This is a genomic window from Streptomyces sp. NPDC104309 (assembly GCF_055584025.1).
Window position 1 is genome coordinate 1 of record NZ_JBVJMV010000057.1, and the last position, 24245, is coordinate 24245.

Here is a 24245-nt window from a genome sequence, read left to right on the forward strand (position 1 = left end):
GTACGACCGCCAGTGCAAGCCGAGCCAATGACTTGGCGGTAAGAGAGGCAGCTCAGCCGCCGGTGTCTCATGAGACATCGCGAAGTCTGGAGAACCATGGTCACCGGACCGTGCTGCACCGCACCGACGACACCGTGATCCTGTACGCCCGGTCCGGCAGGGTCGTCACCCAGCACCGGATGGACCTGGCCGTCGCCGCCATGGCCCTGAGACCGGGCACGGTCCTGGACGGGGAGGCGGTGATCTGGCGGGACGGCCGGCTCGACTTCGCCGCGGCGCAGTCACGGGCCGCGTCATCGGTCACCCGGGCCCGTGCCCTCGCGGCCCGGCACCCCGCGTCGTACGCCTGCTGGGATGTCCTGCAGCACCCGGATCCTGTGATCGGGGACTGCCGGAGTCTGCCGTACTTGAAGCGCCGTGCCTATCTGATGGAGTTGCTGGCTGATGTCGGGCCGCCGATCCAGCCCGTGCCCGCGACCGACGACCGGGAGGTGGCTGGCGCCTGGTACGACGGCCTGCGGGAGCAGGGGATCGAGGGAGTCGTCGCGAAGCGGGGCGGGGCCAGCTATCCGGCGGGGCATCGCCGTGGGTGGGTGAAGGTGCGTCATGCCGACACTGTGGACGCCTTGGTCGTGGGGTTCACGGGGCCTCGGCGCAGGCCGCATCATCTGGTGCTGGCCGTCGGGGACGAGGGCGGGCCGGCCCGTGTGTCGACGAGGCTGAAGCCGGTCCTTGCTGTGCAGGTCGGCGAGGCGCTGGGCGGCGCGACCGTGGTCGGGGAGCGGCAGGCCCGAGGCGAGATCTACACGCGGGTGGAGACGGATCTGATGGTCGAGGTGCTGGCCGGGTCCGGTCGGCACGGGACTCTCACTGTGACCCGGATGCGATGAGTTACGACATATTGTCCCACCTGCTCGCATTGTCCACTTCGAACAGATGCGGTCAACAGTGGTCATGGGCGGTGGAGTTCCAGGACCGTCCATAGAGTGCTGATCACGCGGTCCCACCCCGCCGCATCCCTCCGGTCCAGCTGGCCGGAGGGAGGACAAGCCTCCCCTTCGGTCACCGAAAGGAGGCAGTGCATGAGGGGGGACGATGCGCCGGACTACGCCGCATGGAGCTTCTACTTGCGTCTTGTCGAGGTCGCACTCGACTATCTGACTCGGCTCCTCGGCTAGCCCGGCGCTCGAAGCAACTTGGCGTATGCCTCTGGCATATTCTTCAGGATGCGAGCTCGTACTTTACGACTGTGTTCGAGCAGCCCTCAGACAGCTTCTCCAGTGCGGCCCGCTCCTTGTCGTCCGCGGTGAGCTTCCAGCGGAGCTTCGTGGCGGTCCAGTCGGCGAGGTAGGTGCACTTCGCGGAGGCGGCTGGCGGCATCCACTCCGACGGGTCCTTGTCGGCCTTGCTGCGGTTCGTCTTCGCGGTGACGGCGACGAGGCTGCGCTCGGCGTCGAGGTCGTTGGCGTACCGCATGCGTCGGTCCGCGTCCCACGTCGAAGCCCCGGAATCCCACGCCTCGGCGAGCGGGGCCATATGGTCGATGTCCAGCTTCCGGGCGTCGGTGACGGTGACTTCGTCGTAATACGACAGCCACTCGCCGCCGGTCAGCGTGCAGCGGGGGCCCTGCTCGGGCTTCTTCGTCGCCTCGGCAAGCAGGACTTCGTTGCGGGTTGAGCAGCCGTCGCTGTCCTCGTCGATCCAGTGCTTGAAGCTGTCGCGCTTGTACCCGGTGCGGTTCTCGTCCGCGGCCGGGATCTTCGCGATGGCCTCGGCGAGGGACAGGCCACTTCCGTCGGCGGGAGCGCCTGGTGCTGCGGACGGGTCGGCCCCGGTTGAAGCTGAAGCGCCAGCCGACGAAGCGGCGGCCGGCGGCTTCGAGTCGTCGGTCTTCGCCGCGCTCGGATTGCAGGCAGCGAGCGAGGCCACGAGGAAGACGGCGGCGATGGGGGCGAGGCGGCGTGCTGCCACAGCGGTGCTCCAGGGGGTAGGGGCTGATGCCGCCTCATGATCCCAGAATGCAATGTGGTGTGACAGGCGGTCATGTGTGCTGGTCGTCGCCCGATGCTGCCCGGCGGTGGCATCGTGCTTCGAGCTGAGGTCACCGCCGGGCTGGGAAGAGAGTGACAGGTGGCACCGACAACACGGTTCCGAGTCAGGCACCCAGGTACCGCCGAGAGCAGCTGTGAACCCGGGCCCCGTAGGTGAGGGTCGGTGGACAGCTCGGCCCCCACTGCGATGCTCGCTCCTCACCGCGCGACATTGCGGGGGCACCGTCCCTTCGCCTCGCCGGTCGCGACTGCAGGGCAGCAGCAGGCCCCCGCAGCTACTGTCAGCGGGCGCGAGTGACCGGGGCCGCCCACCGCTGGCGCAGGGAAGCGCTGGCGGCCGGGAGTTCCCAGGCACGCTCGGTGACCAGCTCACCGAGCGCCGCTCCGAGGCCCATCCGCTCGCGCCCGTCCCGCGTACGGACGACGCGCGGTGCCTTCTTCGGCTTCTGGCCGCCGCCGTTCTTCCGGGCCGCGGTCATCGTCGTATCATCCCCCCGTTTCAACAGAAACGACAGCCAGGCTCCGTGGAGACCCCGAGCAGAGCAGAATCGCGTGACGCCGAACGGCAGAGGACGTTATGCGTGCTGTGCCCCTGCACGACTCCCTCTCCGGGCCCGCCAGGTGTGTCGCTTCAAGGTGTGGTCACCTCGGTGGCGTCCTTTTGGAGAGGCGTCTGTGAGCGTCCGCCCGTCCATGGTCTTCTGACATGTGACGTCGGGAGTGAGGGGTAGTCGATATGGTCGGGCCGGTGATGAGGCAGCGGGGGCCTGTGGAAGTGGAGTTCTTCGGGTTCTGTCTGCAGGAACGGGATGAGGCTGGCGTTCCTGTGCAGTTTCCTGAGGGCTGGGACACCGGAGGCGATTTCCTGACAGCCCGTGAGGGCCGGCTGGATGTGAAGAGTGCCGGTCATACCCACACTGCGGATCTCACGGTGGAAGTGTGGGACGAGGCGCCGCCGGCGGAGACTGCAGGGGACTGGGAGGCGGATGCACAGGCGGTGATCGTTTCGCCGTCAGGAACGCTGGACGTCTGGGGCGTCACTGGGGGCGATGCTGGAGAGCCTGTGCTCCTGGGACGGCCGGGGACGTGGCAGGTCAGGCTCCGTTGTACGGGGCGGGCCGCGGTGGCCGAGCAGTCTCAGCACGGTGTGCCGGAGGGAGTCGAGCAGTACTTCGCGCAGTTCTGGCTGGTGCGGGAATGAGGGATGGGCCGGGAGCGTCCCGCTCCCGGCCCATCGACTCACTTGATCTTGACGATGAAACCGTCGTCCTTGCCGTCGATGATCCGGTTCTTCGTCATGAACTGGCCTAGCAGGATTCCTGCGTCACGGTTCTCTGCGGTGACCAGTGGCATGGCGGAGAAGTTGTTCTTGGGCGCTGTCGGTTCGGACAGGGACTGCGCGGCGCCCTGGTAGGTGGTGGCGAACGGGAATTCGTCGCACTGATACTTGTTGTTCTGCGAGTACTTCTTACCCCAGTGCTTCTCACAGACCTTGATGGCCTCGGACCGGTTCTTCTTACGACGGTCAGTGTCCCGGAAGAGTCGGTTGAGAGGGTTTGAAGCGGTCTGCCCGGGAATTTTCTTGGCCGGGTTTACAGGCTTGGTTGCCGCGGGGCTGGAGTAGGCCTTCCTGATGTGCTCGGCAACCGCCTTCTCCGGAGCACCTGCTTTGCTGCTGTACGTCAGGGTGGAGAGGTAGCTGAACGCGGCAGCGCCGTCATCCCTGCTGACGTAGGTGGCCTTGTCCCAGCGCGGTGCGAGCATGAACAGTTTTCCGCCCGCGCCGTTGAGGGTGTAGCCGGGAGGAGGCGTGATACTGATGACTGGTTCGTACACGGCGAAGACGGCGTCGTCCGGCTTGGAGCCCTGCTTGGACGCCACCTTCACGGTGTGCGTAAAGGTCTTCATTTTCGCGAGCTGGTCGAAGCTCTTCACCCCTGGCACGTTGCCGCCTTGGGTGACTTTGGCGGCGGCCGGCCACTTCTGAGGGATCTTCGGGGACGTCTTGATGAGAAGGCTTCCCGTCTTGACGTTGCCGGTCTTGGCCATGTCGGTGAAGTGATACTGGAAGGAGATCTCACGGCTCTTCGCAGCGACCGTCCCGACGGACAGAACAACGAACTGCGTCTGGCCCACAGGACGTTTGTTCTGCAGCCACGTCTGCAGGAACACCGCGCCGGAGCAGACCGCGAAGCGCGACTTCACGAAGAACGCCTTGTCCGTGCCGAGGCCGTCGCGGCACTCCTTGGCCGTCATCGTGCGGGGTGGATCGGGCCAGGTCACCTTCGTGGCACCGGCCCCGGACGAAGCGGCAAGCGGAGCAGCGCCGGAAGGCAACTGGGACACCGGGGCCCAGGTACGGGCTGGCCCCACCGTCTCCAGCGCCATCCGCGAAGCCACGGCCTGGCGTTGCTGTGAAAGGGACGCCAGTTGGGCCGAAGGCTCTCTACCCGCGAACCCGTCCGTATCGCGACCAGTGGCGCCGAGCGGCAGCATGTATGAGACGACTTCCATCGCCGTCGGCTGCGCCTGGGCACTGGGTGCCCACAGCGGCACCAACGCGACAGCAAGGGCAGCCGCCAGCCCCCGTACCGGCTTCCCGTACCACAGCATAGTTCTCATTAGTTAATACCCCCAAGTCTCGCTCTGATCTCAAGCGGACTCAAAACAAGCACCCAGACTGACGTTGCGTCGAGACCCCAACGGCCGAATGGCGAGATTTAGCAAATTACTGACGCAAATAAATATCTTGCATGCCCTCGTCCTCGACCGCCAGGACCAGATCTCGTCTGCGAGCAGCGAGGTTGCACCTCTGGTCGCACCTCTGGTTGTGCTCCTGGTCGCACCTCTAGTCCCGCCTGTGGTCGCGTCGGCGATTCCCCGTAGAGCCCCACGCGACCCTGTGACCTGCATATTGGGCGGGATCTTCGGCAACATCCAACGCCGACTACTTACCTCCAGTGCCCTCTGTCACGGCAGCCAGGGCGGTGGACCACCCGGCCGACTTGGGCCGTAGGATCCGGGGGCATGACGACTCGCCGTCGGCTGGGGCCCGGCCCCACCGAGCACCGACTCCCCGCCCCGACGGACACCACCGCGTCCGGCCCCGCTCACTCCCGAGTCCATGCGACCGACGCGGATCTCGACGGGGGCACGCTGTACCGCCCCGACCTCGACTCGCTCAGTGACATGCGTACCCGCGGGGTGCTCGGCTGGCGTCCGCTGGCACCGGATGCCGCCCCTCGTGCGTACGGCCAGGGTGCAGGGGTGCAGGCGGAGAGCTGACGCGGTGGCCGGTTGCCCGTGGTCGGCAGGGAATGGGCGGCGAGTGCTGGGCGAGGGGATCAGGCGGCCAGCATTTGTTTTATCCGGTACTGCGACAACAAGACGTGGGCGTGGGCCGACGTGACGGATGACAAAGCGGACGGCAGGTGTCCGAGGCTGACGGCCCAACTGATTTCCGGCGGACACATACACTCTGCGGGAGTGGGACCGAAGGGCTCGACCCAGTACCGAGAGGTTTGGGCTTCTGCCAGCAACCCGATCTATGTGGCGGGGCTTACCTGGGTCAGCTGCTGATCCCTCGCTCCGGCGCTGGTCCACAGATAGGCGAGCGGGCCCGGACCAACTGTTCCGGGCCCGCGGGCTGTTCGGGGTACGGCTGCTACAGGTCGAATTCCAGGTGCTCGACGTCCGTGAACCTGACCTCTTCCAGGCTCCCGGCGCGGCGGCCGCCGTCCTGGAAGTACACCTCCTTGAGCGCTTCGGCCGCGATCTCCTGGAGGCGGGCGTCGGTGGCGCCGGCCTCCTGGGCGTCGAAGAGGCGGGCGGCGTAGACGGGCGGCAGGGCGACGGTCAGGTGCCGGGTGCGGTCCTGGTCCGTGGACCCGATCGGCGCGGTGTAGCCCATGCGGGCGCGGGTGTCGATGACGATTCCGCCCGTGCTGGCCGCCTTCTGCCGGGCTTTGGCCCGGATCTGCGGCTGCCACCGCTTCTTCACTTCGCGCTCCAGGCGCGCGGCGAGGGCCGGGCGGGGCTTCTTGATCTGGTCCTTCACGTACCGCTCGACGGTGCGCTGGGAGATCCGCAGCATCTGGGCGACCGCCTTGGTGGTCTTGAGCTGCTTGACCAGGTACCGCATCTGCGCGCCCGCGGACTTGGGTGCCGGCGGTGAACGCCTTCTGCACCGCCTTGTCCAGGCCGTCCCCGAACATGCTCATCGCCTGCGTACTCCCCTACTCGCCGTTGTCGGCGTCGGTGACGGTGCCGTCCTTGATGTATCGGGCGAGGTTGAGCTCCGGGGCGTTGAACTTCTCCCGGACCTCTTCGCCCCACAGGACGTTCTGGGTGCCCTCGTGCTTGACCAGGCCGGGGTTGATGCCGAGCTTGAAGCCGCCGGGCCGCGGCTTGCCCTCCCGGTAGGGCAGGAAGTCCAGCGGCGACGGCCCGGAGGCGGCGTAGACGACGCAGTCGGACAGGATCGCGACCGGGTACTGCCCGGTGAACGCCGCGTGCTTGACAATCTTGCGGTGCAGGTTGATCCGGGTGCGGGAGATGACCGCCGCCCGGATGTCCGGCCGCCACGTCGGCCGGGACAGCGCGCGCCACGGCTCGCCCGGCCGCCAGCCCTCCCCGCGCGGGCGCTCGCGCAGCTTGCCCAGGCCGCCCTTCACCGTCGCCTTGGCCGCCGAGACGACGATCGCCAGCTCCGGTTCGCGGCCCTTGTAGCCGTCCATCGCCGCGAGGAAGTCCTCCGGCGGCAGGTCGGCGTCGACGCCGAGGTCGGCCATCGTGGCCAGGTAGGCGTCGCGCAGCCGGTTGTACCAGCCGTCCAGGTAGCGGCCGTTGTCGTGGCGCACCCACGCCTCGGTCGGGTGCACCTGGTAGCCGAGCTCCACCGCGTACGCCACGGTGGGCGTCGCGTACCAGGCCGGGCCGGTCGGGCGCTCGCCCTTCGGCGTGAACGGGCTGGGCAACAGGCTGCCGTCCAGCTCCACCCACTCCTTGCCGACCTTGACAGTTCGCCGCAACTCACGGCGACTGGCGCTGCGTTGGTGGTCCAAGGAAAGACGCCCCGCTTCCCGCGGGGAAATGCAGGTGCAAGGCCTGCCCGGCGCTCAATCACGAAGCCCTTCCCTTACCTGGGGAAGGGCTTCGTCACGTTCCCCGTGCGCACCCTGAAGTCCCGGCGCACGAAGTCCGGGCACGCCGGCCGCTTGCCGGGCCGGGTCAGCCCCCGCCGTATTCGGACCTTGCGGCCCGCCAGGCCGAGCTCGGCCATGATCCTCGCGATGGTGTTCACCGAGATACGCCAGCCCTTGCGGACAAGCGCGACCCAGATCTTCGGCGAACCGTAGGTGCCGCCGGAGCTGGTGAACTCCTCCTTGACCGCCTCCACCAGGCGCAGGTGTCGCGTCTGCCGCGCATGATCCCAGAGTGCAACGTGGTGTGACAGGCGGTCATATGCGCTGGTCGTCGCCCGATGCTGCCCGGCGGTGGCATCGGCTTCGAGGTGAGGTCACCGCCGGGCTGGGAACAGAGTGACAGGTGGCACCGACAACACGGTTCCGAGTCAGGCATCCAGGTACCAGGCTTGTGTGTGTGGGGGGAGGTGTGTCGCAAACGATGGCTCTCGTACGGCAGCCCAGCGTTGGAAATTCGGCGCATCTGGTGCCGGGTCAGACCCCCGCGGACGTCCGGGCGTCCTTGGCGGGTGTCACGGGCGCCGCCGCAGGGTCGCTGCCGTGCCCTTTCGGGGACCCGAACCAGGCCACTGCCACCGCGCCCGATACGGCGAGCACGAACCCGGTGATCGCCGCCCAGGCGAAGCCGGGACGGGAGGCATCGCCGAGCCACAGCACGCCGATGATGCCCGGCAGGACGGTCTCGCCGACGACCAGCGCGGCGGTGGCACCGTTGACCGAGCCGATCTGCAGGGCAACCGTGTGCAGGTACATGCCGCCGATGCCTGCCACCAGGATCGCGTAGAGCGCCGGGTCGCAGAGCAGCGCTCCCGGGTCGAAAGGGTCAATGCCGTTCAGCACACGGACCCCGACACCGAGGGCGCCGAAGCCCAGTCCGGACAGCAGGCCGGCCAGGATCGCGGCGCGCGCCCCCAGTAGGCGTACGACCACGGTGCCGCCCACGATCAGGAGCAGCGAGATCCCCAGCAGCCACCAGTGCGTGGAGATCGGGGTGTCGCCGCTGCCTTCCGGGCCCGCCGCCGTCGCCAGAAGCACCAGCGCGGAGCAGACCACAGCAATCGAGGTCCACTCGGCGCGGTTGAGACGGATGCCGAGGAGCTTGATGCTCAGCACCGCCGTGATCACCAAGTTGGCGCTGATCACGGTCTGCGACAGGAACAGCGGCAGGAGGCGCGCCGCCAGTGCGCCGAGCCCGAAGCCGACGAAGTCCAGGATGGTCCCGACAATGAACTCCCAGGTCATCGCCGCCTTCGCAGTGGACGACAGGCTCGGGCCACCGTGCTGGGTCACGCTGCCCGCAGCGGCCTCTCGGCGGGCTGACTTCTGTGATCCGACGGCCTGAAGGACGGAGCCCGTGCCGTAACAGATCGATGCTGCCACGGCGGTGAGCAGTCCTATGAGCACCGAAAGCTCCGTTCATGTATGGGTCGGTGGGGTTCGGTCCCGTTCCCACTGGCAGACGTGGGTTTCGGCGCGCAAGTTGCTTCCGGCGAGTCAGTTACCGGCGTGTCTCCCTTCACAGGTCAACTACGGTCAGCCACATTGCCCGTAGCACACTGCAACAGGTCTTAGCGCAGCGTCACGGGGTGTCCCGTTTCGCGTGTATCTCCTCCGCCCCCAAAAAGGAGCCCGCCCCCAGAAGCCGCGTCACGGAGATCACCGTCGCAGCCCCGATCCAGCGAAATTGGTGACAACTAGAGCGAAATACCCCAGGTGGTGACAACTGGAATGCCCAAACGGTGACAGGTACTGCGCTCGAGTCCACGCTCGGTGCCAGCTCACCGACCCACCTTGGTGTCACCTAGCTCGCCCAGTCACACGCTGAGACCCGTAGGCGAGGGTCGCTGGACAGCTCGGCCCCCACTGCGATGCTCGCTCCTCACCGCGCGACCTTGCGGGGCACTGCCCGGCCGGGGAGGAGGCCGCCGACACGGACGGTGTGGGTGCGGGGTTCGTGGGTGTGTTCTGTTCGGTTGTGCCGCCGTTGGCGAAGATGAGCAGGCCGATGAGTGTGATGAGGACTTTGGTGGCGATGTCGATTGCTTCCCCGATGGCGGGCCAGCGGTGCTGGATACAGCCGATGCCGAGGCCGGCGAGGACGAGGAGCAGGATGATGAGCAGTGGGTCGTGGCCGTACATGTGGGTGGGCCTTTCGCGGTCTGGTCCGCCTTCCTGGAGTCGGCCGAGCACCAGGAGGGACGTCCCCCTCTTGTCTCCGCACACGGTGCGGAGGCGACCGGCGGGAATGCGGTCACGACAAGCACTAGAAACCACCGGGCTCCTGGTACGCACGCGCGTCAGAATGCTGCTCCGCGCAGGAATTTCTTCGGATGTGAGAACCAGTGGCTGACCAGCAGTTAGACGTTTTCGACGGCGAGGCGGAGAAGGAGAGGCTGTGGGAGGCGCTCAGCAGCTTCAAGAAGGTGGTTCACGACCTCGTCGAGATGACCGGCCTGTCGACGAACGTGCTGGCGGACACGTACGGCTTTGGGAAAGGGAAGGTCGCCACCTGGCAGAACGCGAAGCGTGAGGCGCCCAATATCCCGCCCCTGCGGTTCGTCGAGGTGCTGATCAAGGAGGCGCAGGAACGCGCGAATCTGCAGGACGGGGCCGCGGCGGTGTTCCTGCGCCAGTACGGCGAGCTGCTGGAGCTGTACTGCTCGCGGGCGAAGCCGCACAACGTCCACCACCGGATGCTCGCCGACTTCCAGAACACCCTCCTGATCCGCGAGCTGAACGACGCGACGAACGCGGCCCTGGAACAGATCGCCGCACTCACCGGGGAACTGGAGACGCTGCGCGACGACCGGGACGGGGAACGCGAGCAGCGGATCGCCCTGCAGCGGCAGATCGACTCACTGGGAAGCCAGAACCAGAACCGGGCCGCGGAGAAGAGGACAGCCCTGGCAAAGCGGGACCAGGTGCGTGCCGCCCTCGCGCCGTACGAGCACGACCAGCTGCCAGTCCCGGGCAGGGAACAACCGCGCGCTGAGCAGGGTGGTTCGCATGAGAACCACCCCCACGAGCCCGTGGTTGTGCTGCCCGGCCCGCCGCCCTCTGACCGTGGCACCAAGCGCTGGGGACCCGCACTCGCTCTGATTGCGGCCGGGGTCCTGGTCGCCGTCCTCGCTGTCTACGCCGTCATCCAGCTGCTGCCCGGCGATCACAGCGGCCCCAACGACGCCGTCGGCACAAGCCCTGCCCCGCCCCCCGCAGCCTCAGCGGACGGCTCTGCCGGGCGCTCCGGCGACACCACCTCGGCTGGAACTTCCACAACGCCCCCCGCGGCCGGGGGCGGCCCCGCGCATGGCGGCAGCTCATCGAGCGGTGGCGGAGCCGGCGGCTCGTCCGGCAACGGCACCACCGGCGGCTCGTCCGGGAGTGCGCCCGGCGATGCGTCCGGCGGCAATGCCACCGGCGGTAAGACGACCGGCGGTAAGACCACCGGCGGGTCGGGTGACGGGGGCGGCTCCGGTGGCAGCAACGCTTCCAGCGGTTCGGGTGGGGCGTCCGGCGCGACCTCGCCGAAGCCGCCTCCGTCCAGTGGCCACTTCCAGCTCAGGGACGTCGGCCACGGCGAGTGTCTGGCCGTGGCCTTCGGCGGCGCGGCGTTCGCCACCTGCGCGGACAGCCCGGCGACCAACTGGACCGCAAAGGCCGGTTCGGGCGGTTCCTACCAGCTGTACAACGAGTCCGCCGGCCAATGCCTGAGTGTCAGCTTCGGCCAGCTGTCCATGGCCGACTGCGGCTCCAAGGGCGGCCAGAGCTGGCGCACGGGTACCAGCAGCACCGTCGTGAACCTGTCCAGCAGCCTGTGTCTCGAGGAGAGGTCCGGCTGGCCGGTCATGGGGTCCTGCGAGCCGTCGAAGTCGACTCAGCACTGGGCGAGGGACTGATTTCGCTGTCCCCGGGTCGCGGGCGGGCGGCTTTGGCAGTCACGCCCGTGCACGGCACTGGCGACCCCGACCGCCGGCACTTCCGCGACTCCTGAAAGCTCTGACCGACGCGCGCAGTCTCGTATGTCAGCACTTACGGCCTGATACGTCTCCGAGATGACGTGCCGCGGATTCGCCGGAAGGAGACGAGGGGCGACTTGCGGGGCTAACCACCGCGCCCTCCACCGTGGCGATCACAACCGGACGACCACCCAACGGAGGATCTCTTGTTTGCCATCGACCCGCTGCTTCTGCCCCTGCTGATCGTCGCGATCGGCATCGTGTGCGCGGCCGTCGTCTGCGTCGTAGCGATTCTCCGGGCCAATCGCACCGACGTCGTCGCAGTCGTCCGCGCTCTGCCTGAACTCGCAGCAGTGCTGATCCGTTTCCGGCGACGACGCAGGACGTGACGCCCACACCGATCAGCTGTCGGGCGACATGGGAATGTCAGTGGTCCGCGACATCGAGAGCGTCAGTGGCATCTTGCAGAAGAGACTCCTCGCGGCGACGCTCGTACCTCAAGAGGTAGTCCTCGAACATCGGCACGATGGTGACGCTGCGGCCGACAAGCTCGTACCAGGACAGCCCTTGCGTGTTGCACAGCTGGCATAGGTAGCCGCGGACGCACTTCCCGCATGAGGGGCCGCGGGATGGGCAGCAGGCGCTGTCATGGTCGATGTGAAAGGCGTTGTCCCCTTCCCGCCACTGCCGCTTACAGATGTCGCAGCGGTGGTCACGGGACTCTCGGAACTCTCGGACTGCCTCCATCGACGGGAACTTGAACCGCTTCATGAGCACGTAGTCCGGCTGACAGGTGACGCAGTACGTCGACCGTCCGCTGAGTTGGGCCGACGAGCGGCCGAACTCAGCGAGGGGCTTGACGTCCTTGCAAGCGGGGCACCGCTTCAGGCCGTCTTCCAGCAGCGAATTCGCCTCATCCTGGCTGATCCGCAGCGTGAACAGGGGCACCAGCTCGCGGCCTCGATCATCCTGCTGGTAGTGGGCGTTGCATAGCCCCCTGCCGACCGTGGGCAGACTGCACGGTGCGTTGGATCCTTCCGGCCCGGGCCCGGTGCAGAACTCCGGCATGGTCCGCCGCCGCTGCCGGATCGGGCGCAGGCCCTTGCCGGCCGCGCGCTGCTGATTGTGAGCGTCGCAGAGCTTGTTGGAGCGCATCGGCCGTTCACATGGTGGGTACTGGGAGGATCCTGGCGGGAACGCCGTGCATGTCTTGCCGACCATGATGGGAGCGGGCGGCTGAGAGGTCTGGATGTCCGTCACGGCCGGAGGGTATAGGGCGGGTCTGACACCGCACCTTCGGAGAGGACGCGGCTTGGGCTCATGCCGTCGCCAGACTCATCGACGCCGGGTACCTCACCGCCACCGCCGACGGCCAAGCCGCCCTCGCCGATGATGTAGAGCGCAGGGTAGATGTCAGTGAGGCGCAGGGTTCCGTCAGCGGCGCGGCGCAGGCTAATTGCGCCAGCGGGCCTCGATGGCGTGATCGACGCGGAAGAGCGCGTCGCACTCCGCGCAGTACGCGCTGCCGAATAGGTAGGTCAATGCGTCTGCGACCTTGGGCTGACCGTCGGTGAGAGCACGCGCGTGGAGTCGCTGGGCCAGCCCTTCCAAGGAGGAGGTGGCTGCGGGCTGCAACTCCCTGCGGTGCCCGGCAGCCTCGTTCATGTAGAAGCCGTCGGTCGTTGAGAAGTAGCCGTATTCGCCGAACACCACGAAGTTCTCGGCCTCACACACGGGGCAGGGAACTTCGAACTCCTCACCGCTGAGACCGTGCAGCTCCTCCCCCCACACCTCGACTCCCTCGAAAGCGAGCAGGGCTTCCAGCAGTTCCACATAGCGATCTGGGCTGTCGGCCAGTGACGGATGGCGCAGTGCCTCCTCCACCAGTTCGATCAGCTCAGCGGTCTCCGCAGCGTAGGCAACTTTGGGATCAAGCGTCCGGTAGGGCCGGTCGGTGCTGGCGACGATGGAAGCGGCCAAGAGCAGGGACATGCTTCGGTCTGTCGCCGTCAACCGGCGGGCCTTCTCGGCCAGCGCAGGCAGAGCAGCGTAGCTCGCGGGGTAGACCGTCCCTTGGTGACACAGGCGGGACCAGAGCTCGTTCCACGCGGGACTCTCCGGGTCGGGCCCGGCTGCTTTGAGGAGGCCAGGTACGTCTTCGGCAGTGCCGTAGGCATGAGTGAGCTGAGACCAGTCCGTCATGAGGCTGATCAAAGCAGACGCCTTCAGAGTCTGAGTCTGCGCCCTGGTATGCGCTCTGAGTGCTGACGTGGTGCCGAACGTACAGTGACGCGCAGGGCCCTGCGGTGAGGGCCAGGGGGGAACAGGGTCTGCGTGATGAGGAAACAGGCCCGGACCGAGTGGTGGGAGCGGTTGCCAGCGGGGATCCGGGAAGAGATCGACGGGTACGTCCTTCAGGACGCCATGTTCGCGGCGGTCAGGCTCGTGGTCGAGGTCGGCCTGGTCCGGGATGATGTGGGGGTTGCTACTGCTCAGCTCGTCGTCGGCGATCGTTACGCCCACTACAGCGACAGGATCGCCCGCACCCCGGACAGTCCCCTCGACGTCGAGTCGTTGGCCTACCGTGCCGGCGGCGCCGCTGGCCGCATCGTGGCGATCGAGGCGCTGTGGGACGGCGACACCGTGCACGACTGGTTCGTGAGGCTGCTGGCCATCACCGCCGACCCTGCGGAGGAGCATGCCCTGGCTACTGTCTACACGCGCACGGCCAGACGGTTTCTAGAAGAGGGCGGGGACTGCGGGCCACGTCACCCGGTTGGGCTGGCCGCTGAACGGGCTGGCGGTGCCCTGGCCGCACATCTTTCGGTGCCCTTCCATTTCGCGAATCCGGACACTCCGGACGACGAGGCCCCGCGCTGGCAGCCTGTCGCGCCCAGCGAGACTGGGCGTTAGCGCGCTTCGAACGAGTCGGAGGCAGTTACAGGATCTCCCGGGTGGCGGTGGCTTCGTCGTACGCGGCCAGGGTCCGGTAGAGGGTGGAGCGGCCGACGCCGAGGTGCTCGGCGATGGCGCTGATGGACTCCTTGGCGTCGCGGCGGCGTAGGGCGACGGCGAGCATGTCGGCGTCGACGGCCGGGGGCCGGCCGCCGTGGTTGCCGTTGGCCGCGGCGGTGTCCAGGCCGATCAGGGTCCGCTCGTGGATGAACTCCCGCTCGACCTCCGCCATCGCGGCGAACACCACGAAGAGGACCTTGCCCGCGCCCTGCGGGTCGTAGATGCCGGACAGGGGCCCGCCGAGGATCTCCAGGCGGTGGTCGCGCTCGGCGAGGTCCTGCGCGGAGGTGATGAGTTCGATCATGTTGCGGCCGAGCCGGTCGAGCATGGTGACCGTGAGGGTGTCGGCCGGGCGCAGGTCGGCGAGCGCGGCGTTGTACTCGGGGCGGATCTTCTCGCGGGTGCCGACCTTCTCGACGTAGATGCGGACGCAGCCGGCTTCCTTGAGGAGGCGGACCTGTCCGGCGAGGTCCTGGCCCTTGCTGGAAACCCGGGCGTAGCCGATGCGGTCGCCGGCCCGCGCGAGCGCGGCGCCGACGGCGAGGTCGGGTTCGGGGCCGGGCTCCCAGGCGCGGCCGGGACCGCGGGCGGCGGGGATGCGGATCGCGGGCCCGGACTTGAGCGCGGGGATCTTCGCGTAGCGGCCGGTGTGGTAGTCGACGGCGACGACGCCGGAGTTCGTCCGGCACACCGATCCGGGCGGCGCCCCGCACCGAGGGCACGGTTCGCGCTCGACGAGCTCGGCGCGGGCAATCTCGTCCAGGTGGTCACCGTTCACTCGTTCCCCTCCCGCCCGGCCGCACGAAGCGGCCCGTCCTGAATACCCATCCCGCTTCGTGCCGGTCGTCCGCAGTTCCGGGACGCCTTTCGGGACGCCCTCGGGGGACGCGGCGCCGCGAACGGCGGCCGTCCCGGAATCGGTCGTTTCCGGGACGGCGGACACCGGGGTCCGGAGTAGCCGCTGCGGGAGCCTCGCCGCAAGCGGTTCGGGTGGGGTTCACCGGTTCGAGCGGAGGTGGTGTCGCGGGGCTCCCCGGGGGGGGCGACATCCCACTGACACTTCGGTCCGTGACCAAGATCGCGGCGGAGGTACGACGGACGGCGGTGGCCCGGCTCCAGGAGCTGCGCGCCGACGACGTGCTGACAGCCGCGCACGTACGGACCGTCGCCCGTAGCGCCGGGGTGAGCGAGCGGACCGTGTGGCGGTGGCTTTCCCCACCGGCGGCGCGGCCCGCCCGGCAATCGCGCACGCACTACCTCCTGAGCGACACCGACCTGGAGGCGTTCGCCTTCTACCGGGGCAACACCGCGGCCCTGCACCGCGCCCGGCAGGCCGTGCTCGCCGGAGACGGCACGACGGCCGGGGCGCCGGTGCCCCAGTTCCTCGCCGAAGGGTGGGCAGGGGCCCGGCCGGTGACCCTGCGGACATTGCAGCGGGCGTTCGCCGCCGAGCTCACCCCGGCTGAACGCGCGGCGTGGAAGACCGGCGAGTCCGGCCAGCGCGCGGCCGCGGTCTACCTGCGCCGCCCGGACGCCCCGCGCGGCCGGTGCTGGGAGATGGACCACAAGCAGCTCCCGATGCTCGTGCTGCCCCCGAAGGGTGCGGCGCTCGCGCCGTGGATCACCACCGTGGTGGACGACGGCACCCGCGCCCTGCTCGGCTGGGCCATCGCCGTCGCCCCGACCTCCGCGACGGTGTTCACCGCGATGCGCATGGCGATGCTCCACGACCCGGTCCTGTCCCCGTTCGGGGCGGTGCCCGAGCGCGTACGCATCGACCGCGGCCTGGAGTTCGCCGCCGACGCCGTCGAGGCAGCCCTGGGCACCCTGGCCGTGGTCATGCACCGCCTGCCCGCCTTCCAGCCGCACCGCAAGGGCAAGGTCGAACGGCTGAACCTCACGATCGAGCAGATGCTGATCTCCCAGCTCCCCGGCTTCACCGGCGGCCCCCGCGACGCGAGCGGCACCCTGTACGGGCCGGTGAAGGATTCCCTCGCCGCCAAGCGCGCGGCCGAAGGCGCAGCCAGCGGCCCGCTGCGCATCGAGCGGTTCGTGAACCGGTTCGCCGACTGGGCCCACTGGTACAACACCGAGCGCCCGCACCGGATGCTCGGCGGGCGCACACCGCTCCAGGCGTGGATGGAGGACACCGCGCCGCTACGGCGCATCCCCACCGACCAACTGCGCCACCTGATGCTCGCCTCCACCGAGCGCACCGTCCAGAAGGACGGCATCAACTTCCGCTCCCTGTCCTACGTCGCCCCCGAGCTCCACGGCCGCGCTGGCCAGAACGTCGAGATCCGCTACATGCCGCACGACGACCGGACGATCGAGGTCTTCCTGGGCGGCAAGCACCTGTGCACTGCGTACCCGACCGGGCAGCTCACCGCCGAGCAGACCGACGCGTTCCGCGCCCACGCCCGCGCCGAGGCCGAACGCCTCGGCCGCGAGCGACGCCGCGCCTCCAGACGCTCCCGCCGCGAACTCGCGCCCATGACCGGCGACGGCACCCCGGCCGAGGAGTCCCGGCTCGTCGCTGAGAAGACCGGCCGTACCGCCTCCCGCCAGGCCCGCGACGCCGCCCTGCGCGCCCGCTCCTCCACCTCCCTGCTCGGCATCACCCCGATCACCAAGAAGAAGGAGAGCTGAATGCCCCGGCACTTCGCCGACCTGATCGGCGCCGCCACCTTGCCGACGGGCACCTTCCAGCTCGCGCACCGCATCGTGGACGACCTCGTGAAGAACAACGCCACCGGCGTCATCCACGGCCCGGCCGGCACCGGCAAGACCTACGCGGTCGAGGCTGCCCTGGAGGACCAGGCCGCCCGCGGCGGCCCGGCCGTCACCACGCTCGCCTTCACCGCCCGCCCGACCATGCGCCTGGTCGCCGACCACCTCCTGGCCGAACTCACCGGCACCGAGGCCCCCAAGTCCCGCAACCGGTTCCACATCACCAACCGGCTCCTGGACCTGCTCGCCCACCCCCGACGGCTGGTCGTCGTCGACGAGGCCCAGCGCCTCAACAGCGACTGCATCGAGCTCCTGCGGCACCTGCACGACGAGCCGAAGACGAAGTTCGCCCTCCTCTACGTCGGCGGTGACGGCTGCTGGGAGGTCCTCTCCCGCGAGCCGATGCTCCGCTCCCGCGTCTTCCGCCGGCTGCCCTTCCGCCCGCTGGCCGCCGAGGAAGTCCCCGACCTGATGCGCGCCTACCACCCGATCTACGCCGACGCCGACGACGCCCTGCTGCGGCAGATCGACGAGCTGTACGGACAGGGCACCATGCGCGACTGGGCCGCCTTCACCCACACCGCCGCCAGCCTCTGCGAGGACGCCGGCCGGGACCGCATCGACACCGAGGTCATCGACAACGCCCTCACCCTCCTCGGCGGCGGCGTGTATGCCTGACACCGCCGCCGCCCCCACCGTCCTCAACCGCGACCTGCCGGCCGGGCCCCGCATTGTCATGGTCGCCAACCCCGGCGACGACTACCGCATGGTGCACCGCCTGGCCGCGGTCGACGGCCCCGGCCGTCTCATCGTCCGCCCCACCCCCGGCGGCCGCGTCAGCGACCTCGCCCTGGACATTCTCACCGCCATCGGCCGCAGCCCCTCCACCCTGCTCGCGGACCACATCCCCACTTCCGGCGCCTGGGCCCAGGCTGCCGCCCAGCTCACCGCCGACCAGACCCGCCACATCGTCATCGACCGCGCCCACCGCCTCCCCTGCGACGCACTCGAACTCTTCGCCGAGCTCGGCCGCCGCGCCTGCGCCACCGTGTGGCTGATCTGGCCGACCACCGAGGACGACAAGTACGTACCCGCCCAGCTGCGGGCCTTCCGCGACGCCGGGTACCGCTTCCACGCGATCGACTTCCGCGCCTTCATGCGCGAGCTGCCGCCTCCGCCGCGCGTCCTGACCAACGGCCTGCGGGCCGACGCGAAAACCCCGTGGGCCGAAGGCACCGGCCCCGCCCTGCCCATGCAGGACTTCCCCGTCTTCCTCGCGCACTGCCGCGACAAGCTGCCCGGCAACACCTTCACCGCCGTACGCGCCGTCTACGACCGGGAGGTCCACCTCGCCGACCAGTGGCTGACCTGCCGCGGCCTGGCCAGCGACCACACCAGCCCCGGCGGCCCGCGGCACACCCGCGCCTTTGCCGCCCGCCTCACCTTCTACCTCCGCGACCACCGCATTGGCCCCGCTCCCGACCAGGCCCACGCCCTCGCCCGGCTACGCGGCGTCCAGACCACCCTGTTCTTCCGCGGCTACCTGCTGCGCTGGCAGTACGAGACCCTCGGCGCCGGGCCCACCACCCGCCTGCTCAGCCAACTCACCTCCCGCGTCTGCGACAAGCTCCGCGCCGCCGCCACTATCGAGGACGCCGCCGCGACCGCCCTGTCCATTCACCTCTCCCATCCACCCACCGGGCTCGGCCTGATCACCTGCGGCAACACCGCCCCCGACGGCAGCACCATCCGCCTGCCGGTCACCGGCAGCCCGTACGCCACGGAGGAGACCCGCTTCCTCACGGTGCCGTGGAAGTGGAGGAGCCACCGCCACCGCCCCCTCGAACTGTCCGCGCTCGACGTCCTCCACCTCGAATCCGACGAGCCCGTCCTTCTGCCCGAGCACGCCGCCCCACTCGTCGCCGCTCACCTCGCCTACCGCCGCCAGCAGGGCGCCACCGACTCCGACCCGCTGTTCGTCCACCCCGACAGCCCCGGCCTCAAGAGCCCCGAGCCAGGCCTGCGCGAAGCAGTCATCCGCACCTGCTACCGCATCCACCTCAACCCGGCCTGGCTGCACCGCTCCCACTGTCGCCACGGCGACGAGGACCAGCGCGACGCCCAGCAGGCCGGATGGATGCACCACCGCGGCCTCGACCTCACCCCCCTCAGCGACGACGTGCGCAGCCGCCTGTGATCAGCGACGACGCAGCCTTCGGCCGCCGCGCCCCCAGGCAGCAGGGCCCCCAGCGCCACCGGTACGGCAGCGCGCAGCCCTCGCACGTCGTCAAGCGGCGTCTGCTCGCCGCCGGCATGACCGCCTGGCAGCTCGCCGACTTCCTCGGCGTGCACGAGCACCAGATCGACCTCGAAGAACTCCCCGACCTCCCCGTCCGCGTCCTGCTCGAACTCGCCCGCCGCCTCGACATGCACCCCGCCGATCTCATGGCCGGAGCGGACGACCTCTTCGAGCGGCCCCGCCAACGCGAAGTCCTCGACCGACGTCGCCAGGGCCCCGCGCGCGACGCCCTCACCCTGATCACCGCGCTCGCCCACGCCGACGGTCCCCTCACCGCAGACGGCATCGCGGCCGCCCTGCTGTGGTCTGCACCCCGCCTCGACGCTGCGCTCGACTACGCCCGCGCCCACCCCGACGCCGGCGGCGCGCTCACCCTCCGCGACGTTCCGCCCGATCGGTACACCGCCGCCCCGCGGCTCGACATCCTCCGGCCCGACCAGGCCGACGCCGTCACCGGCCGGACGAAGCCGCACGCCTCCGTCCGCGGCCCGATCCAGCCGATCGAAGCGGAGGTCCTCCTGCGGGTCTGGGCCGACGGCGGCATCGACCCCGGCGACGCCGCCCAGCGGCAGGCCTTCGACGACCTCGTTGCCGCGGATATGGTCACGCGCGGCGACATCATCGACGTCCTGCCCGATCACGTCGCGTACAGCCTCCGGATGCTCTCCGAGCCGTCACCGCCTACTGACACACCTCATGTCGCCGACCACTGACATCTCACGTCGCCACCCACTGACGTTCTGACGTCGTCCGACATCAGCCTTTTGGTGAGCGGCGGATCCGGCCGTACGGTGATGGGCCCCGGCCAAGCCGACCCTGTCGACGCCGACCGTTCCGGTCAAGATCAAAAACAGGGGAAGCACGAAGGGGGTTCCCCTGTCGGGGAACCCCGGCACGCCGGCTCTCCGTCTCGGCAGCCCCCGGTCTCAATCGCTGGCGCGTTCACGGCCCCGGTCTATCGGGAATGCCCGACATCGCTCATGTCCTCGGCCGTTGCTGCCTATCCTCCTCCTCATGGCAGCGATCTGTGGCGAGGTAGTGGGCGGCAGGTATCAGTTGGTCGAGCTGATCGGCCAGGGGGGAATGGGGTGTGTTTGGCGCAGTAGCGATCAGCTACTGCAGCGCGAGGTCGCGATCAAGGAGGTTGTCGTTCCGCAGGGTGTGCTCGCGGAGGAGCGGGACCGGATGCTGCTGAGGGTGATACGCGAGGCCCAGGCCGCCGCTCGGCTCAGCCATCCCGGCATCGTCACCGTTCACGACGTGGTCGAGCACCAGGGCGCGCCGATGATCGTGATGGAGTTCATAGCCGGCCGTTCCCTGGCTGCCGTCATTCGCGAGGACGGGCCCCTGCCCAGCGACCGCGTGGCCGCCATCGGTACGGCCGTGGCCAGCGCACTGTCGGCGGCGCACGACGCCGGGATCGTGCACCGCGACCTGAAGCCCGACAACATCCTGATCGCCGGGGACCGAGTAGTGGTCACCGATTTCGGGATCGCGAGCATTGTCGATGCCACGGCACTGACCAGCTATGGGGCGGTGATGGGTACCCCGCAGTACATGTCGCCGGAGCAGATCGAGGGAAGGCAGGTCACCGCGGCCACCGACCTGTGGTCGCTGGGGGCGACGCTGTACACGGCCGTCGAGGGCGAGCCCCCGTTCAGCGGCCCGACGCTCAGCTCCCTCTTTGCGGCGATCCTCACCAAGGACCCGCGCCCCGCACGGAATGCCGGACCTCTTACATCCGCGCTGGTGGCCCTGCTCAACAAGGACCCTGCGCAGCGGGCCACCGTTCTCCAGGCCGCGGACCTGCTGCGCCCTGACAGCACCCCCGAACCCATCCCTGTGGGAGGAGAAAAGGGCGAGGCTGAGGGGAAGACGCTACTTGCCGAGCTAGTCACGGCCGACGAAGTAGTGGCTGAGGATCTGACCGCCACTCTCAAGACCAACTATGGCGACATCGTGGTCCGGCTCTTCCCGAACCACGCCCCGAAGACGGTGGCGAACTTCGTAGGGCTGGCCGAGGGCAGCCGGGAGTGGACCCACCCGAGTACCGGGGTGCGCTCGAAGGACCCGCTGTACAACGGCACCGTCTTCCACCGCGTGATCAGCGGCTTCATGATCCAGGGCGGCGACCCGCTGGGTAACGGCACCGGCGGCCCTGGCTACCAGTTCGCAGACGAGTTCCACCATGAGCTCGGCTTCACCAAGCCCTACCTGCTGGCGATGGCCAACGCAGGTCCGCGCACCAACGGCTCGCAGTTCTTCATCACAGTCGAGCCGGCCCTCTGGCTGACCGGCAAGCACACCATCTTTGGCGAGGTCGTCGGCCAGGCCAGCCAGTGGGTGGTGGATACGATTGCCGCCGTGCCGACCGACCGCAAAGACCGCCCGCGGGACAACGTGGTGATCCAGTCCGTGAAGATCACCCGCGTCTGACACCATCCGACTGACGGGCCGCGTACCCCGTCTCACTCAACCTGTCGAGCCCGACCTCAAAGTCACCGCGTCCGCCATGTCCATGAGACCGGACAACCAGGAACGCACAAGCGCACAGCCTCGCTGACGGGGTAGCACGAACGGGGGTGGGCCGGTGGCCTGGGTGACAGCGATCCGTGACGATGAACAGGTCGAGTACCGGCTGCGGGAGCAGGCGGGGTGCTCGGTCGTGGCGGCTGACTCGGTGGTCCAGGAGGCGGCCGACCCGGCGCTGGAGTACCGGCTGCGGGAGGAGGGCGACGCCGCTCTCGTGTGGATGGGCAGCGGCCTCGTGGCGGTCGGGTTGGCCGAAGGCGCGGTCCTCGATGAGGAGGGCAAGGAGGCGGCCCGGCGGCTGATGGCGGGCTGCCACCCAGAGACCGGGGCCCGGCTGATCCGTACGCAGACGTCGGCCCGCGCCCACCCGTCGGCGAAGCTCACGACCGCCCGGCTTATCGAGGCGATCGAGGCCTCAGCGGAGGAGAAGGGGGTTGCAGCCGCGGAACTGCTGGACGGCAAGCCGAAGCAACAGGCCGTGCTCGCCCAGCAGCAGCGGATGGTCCACCGCCAGGGCGACCGACACCGGATGCAGGTGACGACGCTCCACAAACTCGCCCGCGCCGCCAGCATCGACCTCGCCGACGTCTACGGCGAGACCGAGCTGGCCGAGGCGCGGGAGCACGCGGACCAGCGGGTCGATGACCGGGTCCGCGGCTGGGACCTGATGCTCGACCTCCCCAAGTCGGACAGCGTCCTGCCGGGGCTCATGGGCGACCAGGACGAGCGGGAGTTCCGCGACCTGGTGCACCAGGCCAAGGCCGACGCGATCCGGGAGGTGGAGAGCTGGATCGGGTACGCGGTCGGCTCCGAGGACGGACAGCCGGTCCGGCTCGCCACGGACGGGCTCCTGGCATGGTCCGTGGAGCACCAGGCGGCGCGGCCGATGGGCGACGGGATGCCCGGCGACCCGCACCTCCACCTCCACGTGACGATCGCCAACATGGGCCTGTGCGAGGACGGCGAGTGGCGCTCGATCGGCAACAGCGGCCAAGACCTCCACCGGCACGCAGCCGCCGCCTTCTTCAAGGCCCGCGTCAGGTCGCTGACGTACACCCGGTTCGGTGTGCGCCGGCAGCAGGCGGAGCGGACCGGTGCCTGGGAGGTCGACGGGGTCCCCGAGCCGGTCCGCGACCTGTTCTCGCGGCGCCACGGCAGGATCGTGGACCTGGCGGGGGACGAGCTGCTGGCCGCCACGGCGAGATACGCCGCTGTCATCGACGACCGTGAGTGCCTGCGGAAATACACCTCATCGGTTCTGGGCCTGTGGTCGGAATGGGACGAAGCCGTGTCCACGGCGCTTCTGGGCGACTGGCCGGACCAGGGCAGCCACTACGGGGGCGCCCTGTCCATCAGCGATCCGGTGATGCCTCGGCTACGGCGCGACATCCGGACGGTGCACCGACAGCTGCGGCCACTGTGGGAACGCCGGACAGGCGGCCTCGTACGAAACGGACGCCGCGTCGAGGGCAAGCGGGTACTCCTGCTGGAAACCCCCTGCGGGGAGAACCTCACCCTACGAGATCTACTCACGGAGAAGACGTGCCCGGAGGACCCCCTACTCGACTCGATTCCTGGCGATCCCCGCCTCGTCGGCATCCTGACCGTCCTCCAACCCCCTGAGCGAGAGGTGGTCTTGGCGCTCGGCCTGCCCGGCATCGCGACCTGGTCACAAGCTGCCGAATACGTCGGCGCCGACGATCCGCCAGCCTTCGGCGACCGTGTACGGCGTAAGGCCCGCCGCCTGGCCGCAGAACAGCGCCGCCGTGACGCTGAGCGGCCCAGTGCCCCGCCGTGGGGAATCTGGCAGCCCCAGCAGAATGGAGGGCAGCAGTCATGACGTTGAACGCCCTTCTCGTGATCCTGCTGCTCGTCGTGGTCACCCTTCTCATCGGCATTGGTGTCCTGGTATTGCTCCTCAACCGCCCTGCCTGGTCCGCCCCCCTCGCCGGGTCCCTCGCAGCAATGATGCTCATGGCCACCGTCATGGACCTGTTGGTGGCGGTCACTCGAAGCTGACCAACTCGGTGTCGCGGAGTCCGCACCACTTCCTCAGCAGTCTCGACGTTGCCTGTGCCGGGTGCCAGCACCTGGACACCCCGCCGGTTTCGCGGCCGCCGCGTGCACCTCCCGCCACGGCCGACAGGCGCCCACAGCACCCGAGACCCTGAAAGCCGCCCGCGCGGCGGCCCACCTCGCCGCCACCCTCGTGCAGTGGTTCGTCTCCGGTGCGGTGGTCCGTATTCCCTGATCAGAAACCAGGATGCACATGCTTCTTGAACACACCGGCAGCGGATGACGGCGTTCCATCATCCGGCTGTCGTGCTGTTCAGGAACCGATCGGTTCTTGCACAGCCGGAAAGGGAGGGGGCCCAAACGACCGATTACGTCCCCTCCTCCCAATGAGGCGGCCCAGCCCATTTCAGTAACTTTGCGCTTACCTGGGCCACCCAATCGT

23 protein-coding genes and 3 pseudogenes are annotated in these 24245 nt (G+C 69.0%); 15 read left to right on the forward strand and 11 right to left on the reverse strand.

Translation table 11 applies throughout. The annotated features are described in order from the left end of the window. Positions 1-110 precede the first annotated feature (110 nt). A complete protein-coding gene (locus tag ACZ68L_RS41265; protein WP_469588554.1) occupies positions 111-890 on the forward strand; it encodes an ATP-dependent DNA ligase in 780 nt (259 codons plus the stop codon). Between the two features lie 331 nt (positions 891-1221). On the opposite strand, the gene ACZ68L_RS41270 is transcribed toward ACZ68L_RS41265, so the two are convergent. Continuing rightward, a complete protein-coding gene (locus tag ACZ68L_RS41270) occupies positions 1222-1971 on the reverse strand; it encodes an HNH endonuclease family protein (RefSeq protein WP_469588557.1) in 750 nt (249 codons plus the stop codon). A gap of 361 nt (positions 1972-2332) precedes the next feature. After that, positions 2333-2530 (reverse strand): hypothetical protein, encoded by a 198-nt coding sequence (locus ACZ68L_RS41275; RefSeq protein WP_469588560.1) that lies wholly within the window; start codon positions 2528-2530, stop codon positions 2333-2335. A gap of 269 nt (positions 2531-2799) precedes the next feature. Between ACZ68L_RS41275 and ACZ68L_RS41280 the strand changes: the two genes are divergently transcribed. Continuing rightward, positions 2800-3252, forward strand: a complete 453-nt coding sequence (locus ACZ68L_RS41280) for a hypothetical protein (protein WP_469588563.1) — start codon at positions 2800-2802, stop codon at positions 3250-3252. A 38-nt stretch (positions 3253-3290) separates the two neighbouring features. Here ACZ68L_RS41280 and ACZ68L_RS41285 read toward each other — a convergent pair whose 3' ends face one another. Further along, positions 3291-4547: a NucA/NucB deoxyribonuclease domain-containing protein gene (locus ACZ68L_RS41285; protein WP_469588565.1), complete on the reverse strand. Its 1257-nt coding sequence runs from the start codon at positions 4545-4547 to the stop codon at positions 3291-3293. Positions 4548-5078: 531 nt separating this feature from the next. On the opposite strand from ACZ68L_RS41285, the gene ACZ68L_RS41290 reads away from it, so the two are divergent. Beyond that, positions 5079-5336 carry a hypothetical protein gene (locus ACZ68L_RS41290; RefSeq protein WP_469588568.1) on the forward strand — a complete coding sequence of 86 codons (258 nt, stop codon included), beginning with the start codon at positions 5079-5081 and terminating at the stop codon, positions 5334-5336. Between the two features lie 379 nt (positions 5337-5715). Here ACZ68L_RS41290 and tpg read toward each other — a convergent pair. From tpg to ACZ68L_RS41315, 5 genes and pseudogenes are all read right to left on the reverse strand, one after another. After that, positions 5716-6271 (reverse strand): annotated as a pseudogene (tpg, locus tag ACZ68L_RS41295) (telomere-protecting terminal protein Tpg). Between the two features lie 15 nt (positions 6272-6286). After that, positions 6287-7069 (reverse strand): annotated as a pseudogene (locus tag ACZ68L_RS41300) (telomere-associated protein Tap); the annotation flags it as partial. Positions 7070-7188: 119 nt separating this feature from the next. Next, positions 7189-7449: an IS3 family transposase gene (locus ACZ68L_RS41305; protein WP_469588571.1), complete on the reverse strand. Its 261-nt coding sequence runs from the start codon at positions 7447-7449 to the stop codon at positions 7189-7191. Between the two features lie 280 nt (positions 7450-7729). Continuing rightward, on the reverse strand, positions 7730-8659 hold the full coding sequence (locus ACZ68L_RS41310; protein ID WP_469588574.1) for a DMT family protein: 930 nt from the start codon (positions 8657-8659) through the stop codon (positions 7730-7732). Positions 8660-9052: 393 nt separating this feature from the next. Further along, positions 9053-9394 carry a hypothetical protein gene (locus ACZ68L_RS41315; protein WP_469588577.1) on the reverse strand — a complete coding sequence of 114 codons (342 nt, stop codon included), beginning with the start codon at positions 9392-9394 and terminating at the stop codon, positions 9053-9055. A 203-nt stretch (positions 9395-9597) separates the two neighbouring features. Here ACZ68L_RS41315 and ACZ68L_RS41320 point away from each other — a divergent pair, with 203 nt between their 5' ends. After that, positions 9598-11151 (forward strand): ricin-type beta-trefoil lectin domain protein, encoded by a 1554-nt coding sequence (locus ACZ68L_RS41320; RefSeq protein WP_469588580.1) that lies wholly within the window; start codon positions 9598-9600, stop codon positions 11149-11151. Positions 11152-11417: 266 nt separating this feature from the next. Further along, positions 11418-11600, forward strand: coding sequence for a hypothetical protein (locus tag ACZ68L_RS41325; RefSeq protein WP_469588583.1), 183 nt, complete (start codon positions 11418-11420; stop codon positions 11598-11600). A 37-nt stretch (positions 11601-11637) separates the two neighbouring features. Here the strand turns inward: ACZ68L_RS41325 and ACZ68L_RS41330 are convergent, their stop codons facing one another. Both ACZ68L_RS41330 and ACZ68L_RS41335 read right to left on the reverse strand, forming a co-directional pair. After that, entirely contained in the window at positions 11638-12366 is a 729-nt protein-coding gene (locus tag ACZ68L_RS41330; RefSeq protein WP_469588586.1) for an endonuclease domain-containing protein, read from the reverse strand. A 297-nt stretch (positions 12367-12663) separates the two neighbouring features. After that, entirely contained in the window at positions 12664-13203 is a 540-nt protein-coding gene (locus ACZ68L_RS41335; protein ID WP_469588588.1) for a hypothetical protein, read from the reverse strand. Positions 13204-13548: 345 nt separating this feature from the next. Here ACZ68L_RS41335 and ACZ68L_RS41340 point away from each other — a divergent pair, with 345 nt between their 5' ends. After that, on the forward strand, positions 13549-14124 hold the full coding sequence (locus ACZ68L_RS41340) for a hypothetical protein (protein ID WP_469588590.1): 576 nt from the start codon (positions 13549-13551) through the stop codon (positions 14122-14124). A gap of 25 nt (positions 14125-14149) precedes the next feature. Here the strand turns inward: ACZ68L_RS41340 and ACZ68L_RS41345 are convergent, their stop codons facing one another. After that, the gene (locus ACZ68L_RS41345) at positions 14150-15004 is read right to left on the reverse strand and encodes a recombinase family protein (RefSeq protein ID WP_469588593.1); all 855 of its coding nucleotides are present in this window, start codon (positions 15002-15004) and stop codon (positions 14150-14152) included. 290 nt (positions 15005-15294) lie between these two features. Here ACZ68L_RS41345 and ACZ68L_RS41350 point away from each other — a divergent pair, with 290 nt between their 5' ends. From ACZ68L_RS41350 to ACZ68L_RS41390, 9 genes and pseudogenes are all read left to right on the forward strand, one after another. Further along, the gene (locus ACZ68L_RS41350) at positions 15295-16875 is read left to right on the forward strand and encodes a transposase (RefSeq protein ID WP_469588595.1); all 1581 of its coding nucleotides are present in this window, start codon (positions 15295-15297) and stop codon (positions 16873-16875) included. Further along, positions 16876-17634, forward strand: a complete 759-nt coding sequence (locus ACZ68L_RS41355; RefSeq protein WP_469588598.1) for an AAA family ATPase — start codon at positions 16876-16878, stop codon at positions 17632-17634. It abuts the gene before it with no gap. Beyond that, positions 17627-19153, forward strand: a complete 1527-nt coding sequence (locus tag ACZ68L_RS41360) for a P-loop NTPase family protein (RefSeq protein WP_469588601.1) — start codon at positions 17627-17629, stop codon at positions 19151-19153. The genes ACZ68L_RS41355 and ACZ68L_RS41360 overlap by 8 nt, the downstream gene beginning before the upstream one ends. After that, on the forward strand, positions 19150-19968 hold the full coding sequence (locus ACZ68L_RS41365; RefSeq protein ID WP_469588603.1) for a hypothetical protein: 819 nt from the start codon (positions 19150-19152) through the stop codon (positions 19966-19968). Before ACZ68L_RS41360 ends, ACZ68L_RS41365 begins: the two co-directional genes overlap by 4 nt. Positions 19969-20269: 301 nt before the next feature. After that, a pseudogene (locus ACZ68L_RS41370) lies at positions 20270-21043 on the forward strand (serine/threonine-protein kinase); the annotation flags it as partial. A gap of 123 nt (positions 21044-21166) precedes the next feature. Continuing rightward, entirely contained in the window at positions 21167-21691 is a 525-nt protein-coding gene (locus ACZ68L_RS41375; protein ID WP_469588663.1) for a peptidylprolyl isomerase, read from the forward strand. 154 nt (positions 21692-21845) lie between these two features. After that, positions 21846-23627, forward strand: coding sequence for a MobF family relaxase (gene mobF / locus ACZ68L_RS41380; RefSeq protein ID WP_469588606.1), 1782 nt, complete (start codon positions 21846-21848; stop codon positions 23625-23627). Next, positions 23624-23806, forward strand: a complete 183-nt coding sequence (locus tag ACZ68L_RS41385) for a hypothetical protein (RefSeq protein WP_469588608.1) — start codon at positions 23624-23626, stop codon at positions 23804-23806. The genes mobF and ACZ68L_RS41385 overlap by 4 nt, the downstream gene beginning before the upstream one ends. A gap of 61 nt (positions 23807-23867) precedes the next feature. Further along, a complete protein-coding gene (locus ACZ68L_RS41390) occupies positions 23868-24038 on the forward strand; it encodes a hypothetical protein (RefSeq protein ID WP_469588611.1) in 171 nt (56 codons plus the stop codon). Positions 24039-24245 lie beyond the last annotated feature (207 nt).

What these genes read in the sequence shown, in the direction of transcription:
- ACZ68L_RS41315 (WP_469588577.1), bottom strand. Translation starts at nt 9,394, where the DNA reads ATGTACGGCCACGACCCACTGCTCATCATCCTGCTCCTCGTCCTCGCC.
- ACZ68L_RS41355 (WP_469588598.1), top strand. Translation starts at nt 16,876, where the DNA reads ATGCCCCGGCACTTCGCCGACCTGATCGGCGCCGCCACCTTGCCGACG.
- ACZ68L_RS41385 (WP_469588608.1), top strand. Translation starts at nt 23,624, where the DNA reads ATGACGTTGAACGCCCTTCTCGTGATCCTGCTGCTCGTCGTGGTCACC.
- ACZ68L_RS41285 (WP_469588565.1), bottom strand. Translation starts at nt 4,547, where the DNA reads ATGCTGCCGCTCGGCGCCACTGGTCGCGATACGGACGGGTTCGCGGGT.
- ACZ68L_RS41290 (WP_469588568.1), top strand. Translation starts at nt 5,079, where the DNA reads ATGACGACTCGCCGTCGGCTGGGGCCCGGCCCCACCGAGCACCGACTC.
- ACZ68L_RS41360 (WP_469588601.1), top strand. Translation starts at nt 17,627, where the DNA reads ATGCCTGACACCGCCGCCGCCCCCACCGTCCTCAACCGCGACCTGCCG.
- ACZ68L_RS41275 (WP_469588560.1), bottom strand. Translation starts at nt 2,530, where the DNA reads ATGACCGCGGCCCGGAAGAACGGCGGCGGCCAGAAGCCGAAGAAGGCA.
- ACZ68L_RS41340 (WP_469588590.1), top strand. Translation starts at nt 13,549, where the DNA reads ATGAGGAAACAGGCCCGGACCGAGTGGTGGGAGCGGTTGCCAGCGGGG.
- ACZ68L_RS41330 (WP_469588586.1), bottom strand. Translation starts at nt 12,366, where the DNA reads ATGCGCTCCAACAAGCTCTGCGACGCTCACAATCAGCAGCGCGCGGCC.
- ACZ68L_RS41335 (WP_469588588.1), bottom strand. Translation starts at nt 13,203, where the DNA reads ATGTCCCTGCTCTTGGCCGCTTCCATCGTCGCCAGCACCGACCGGCCC.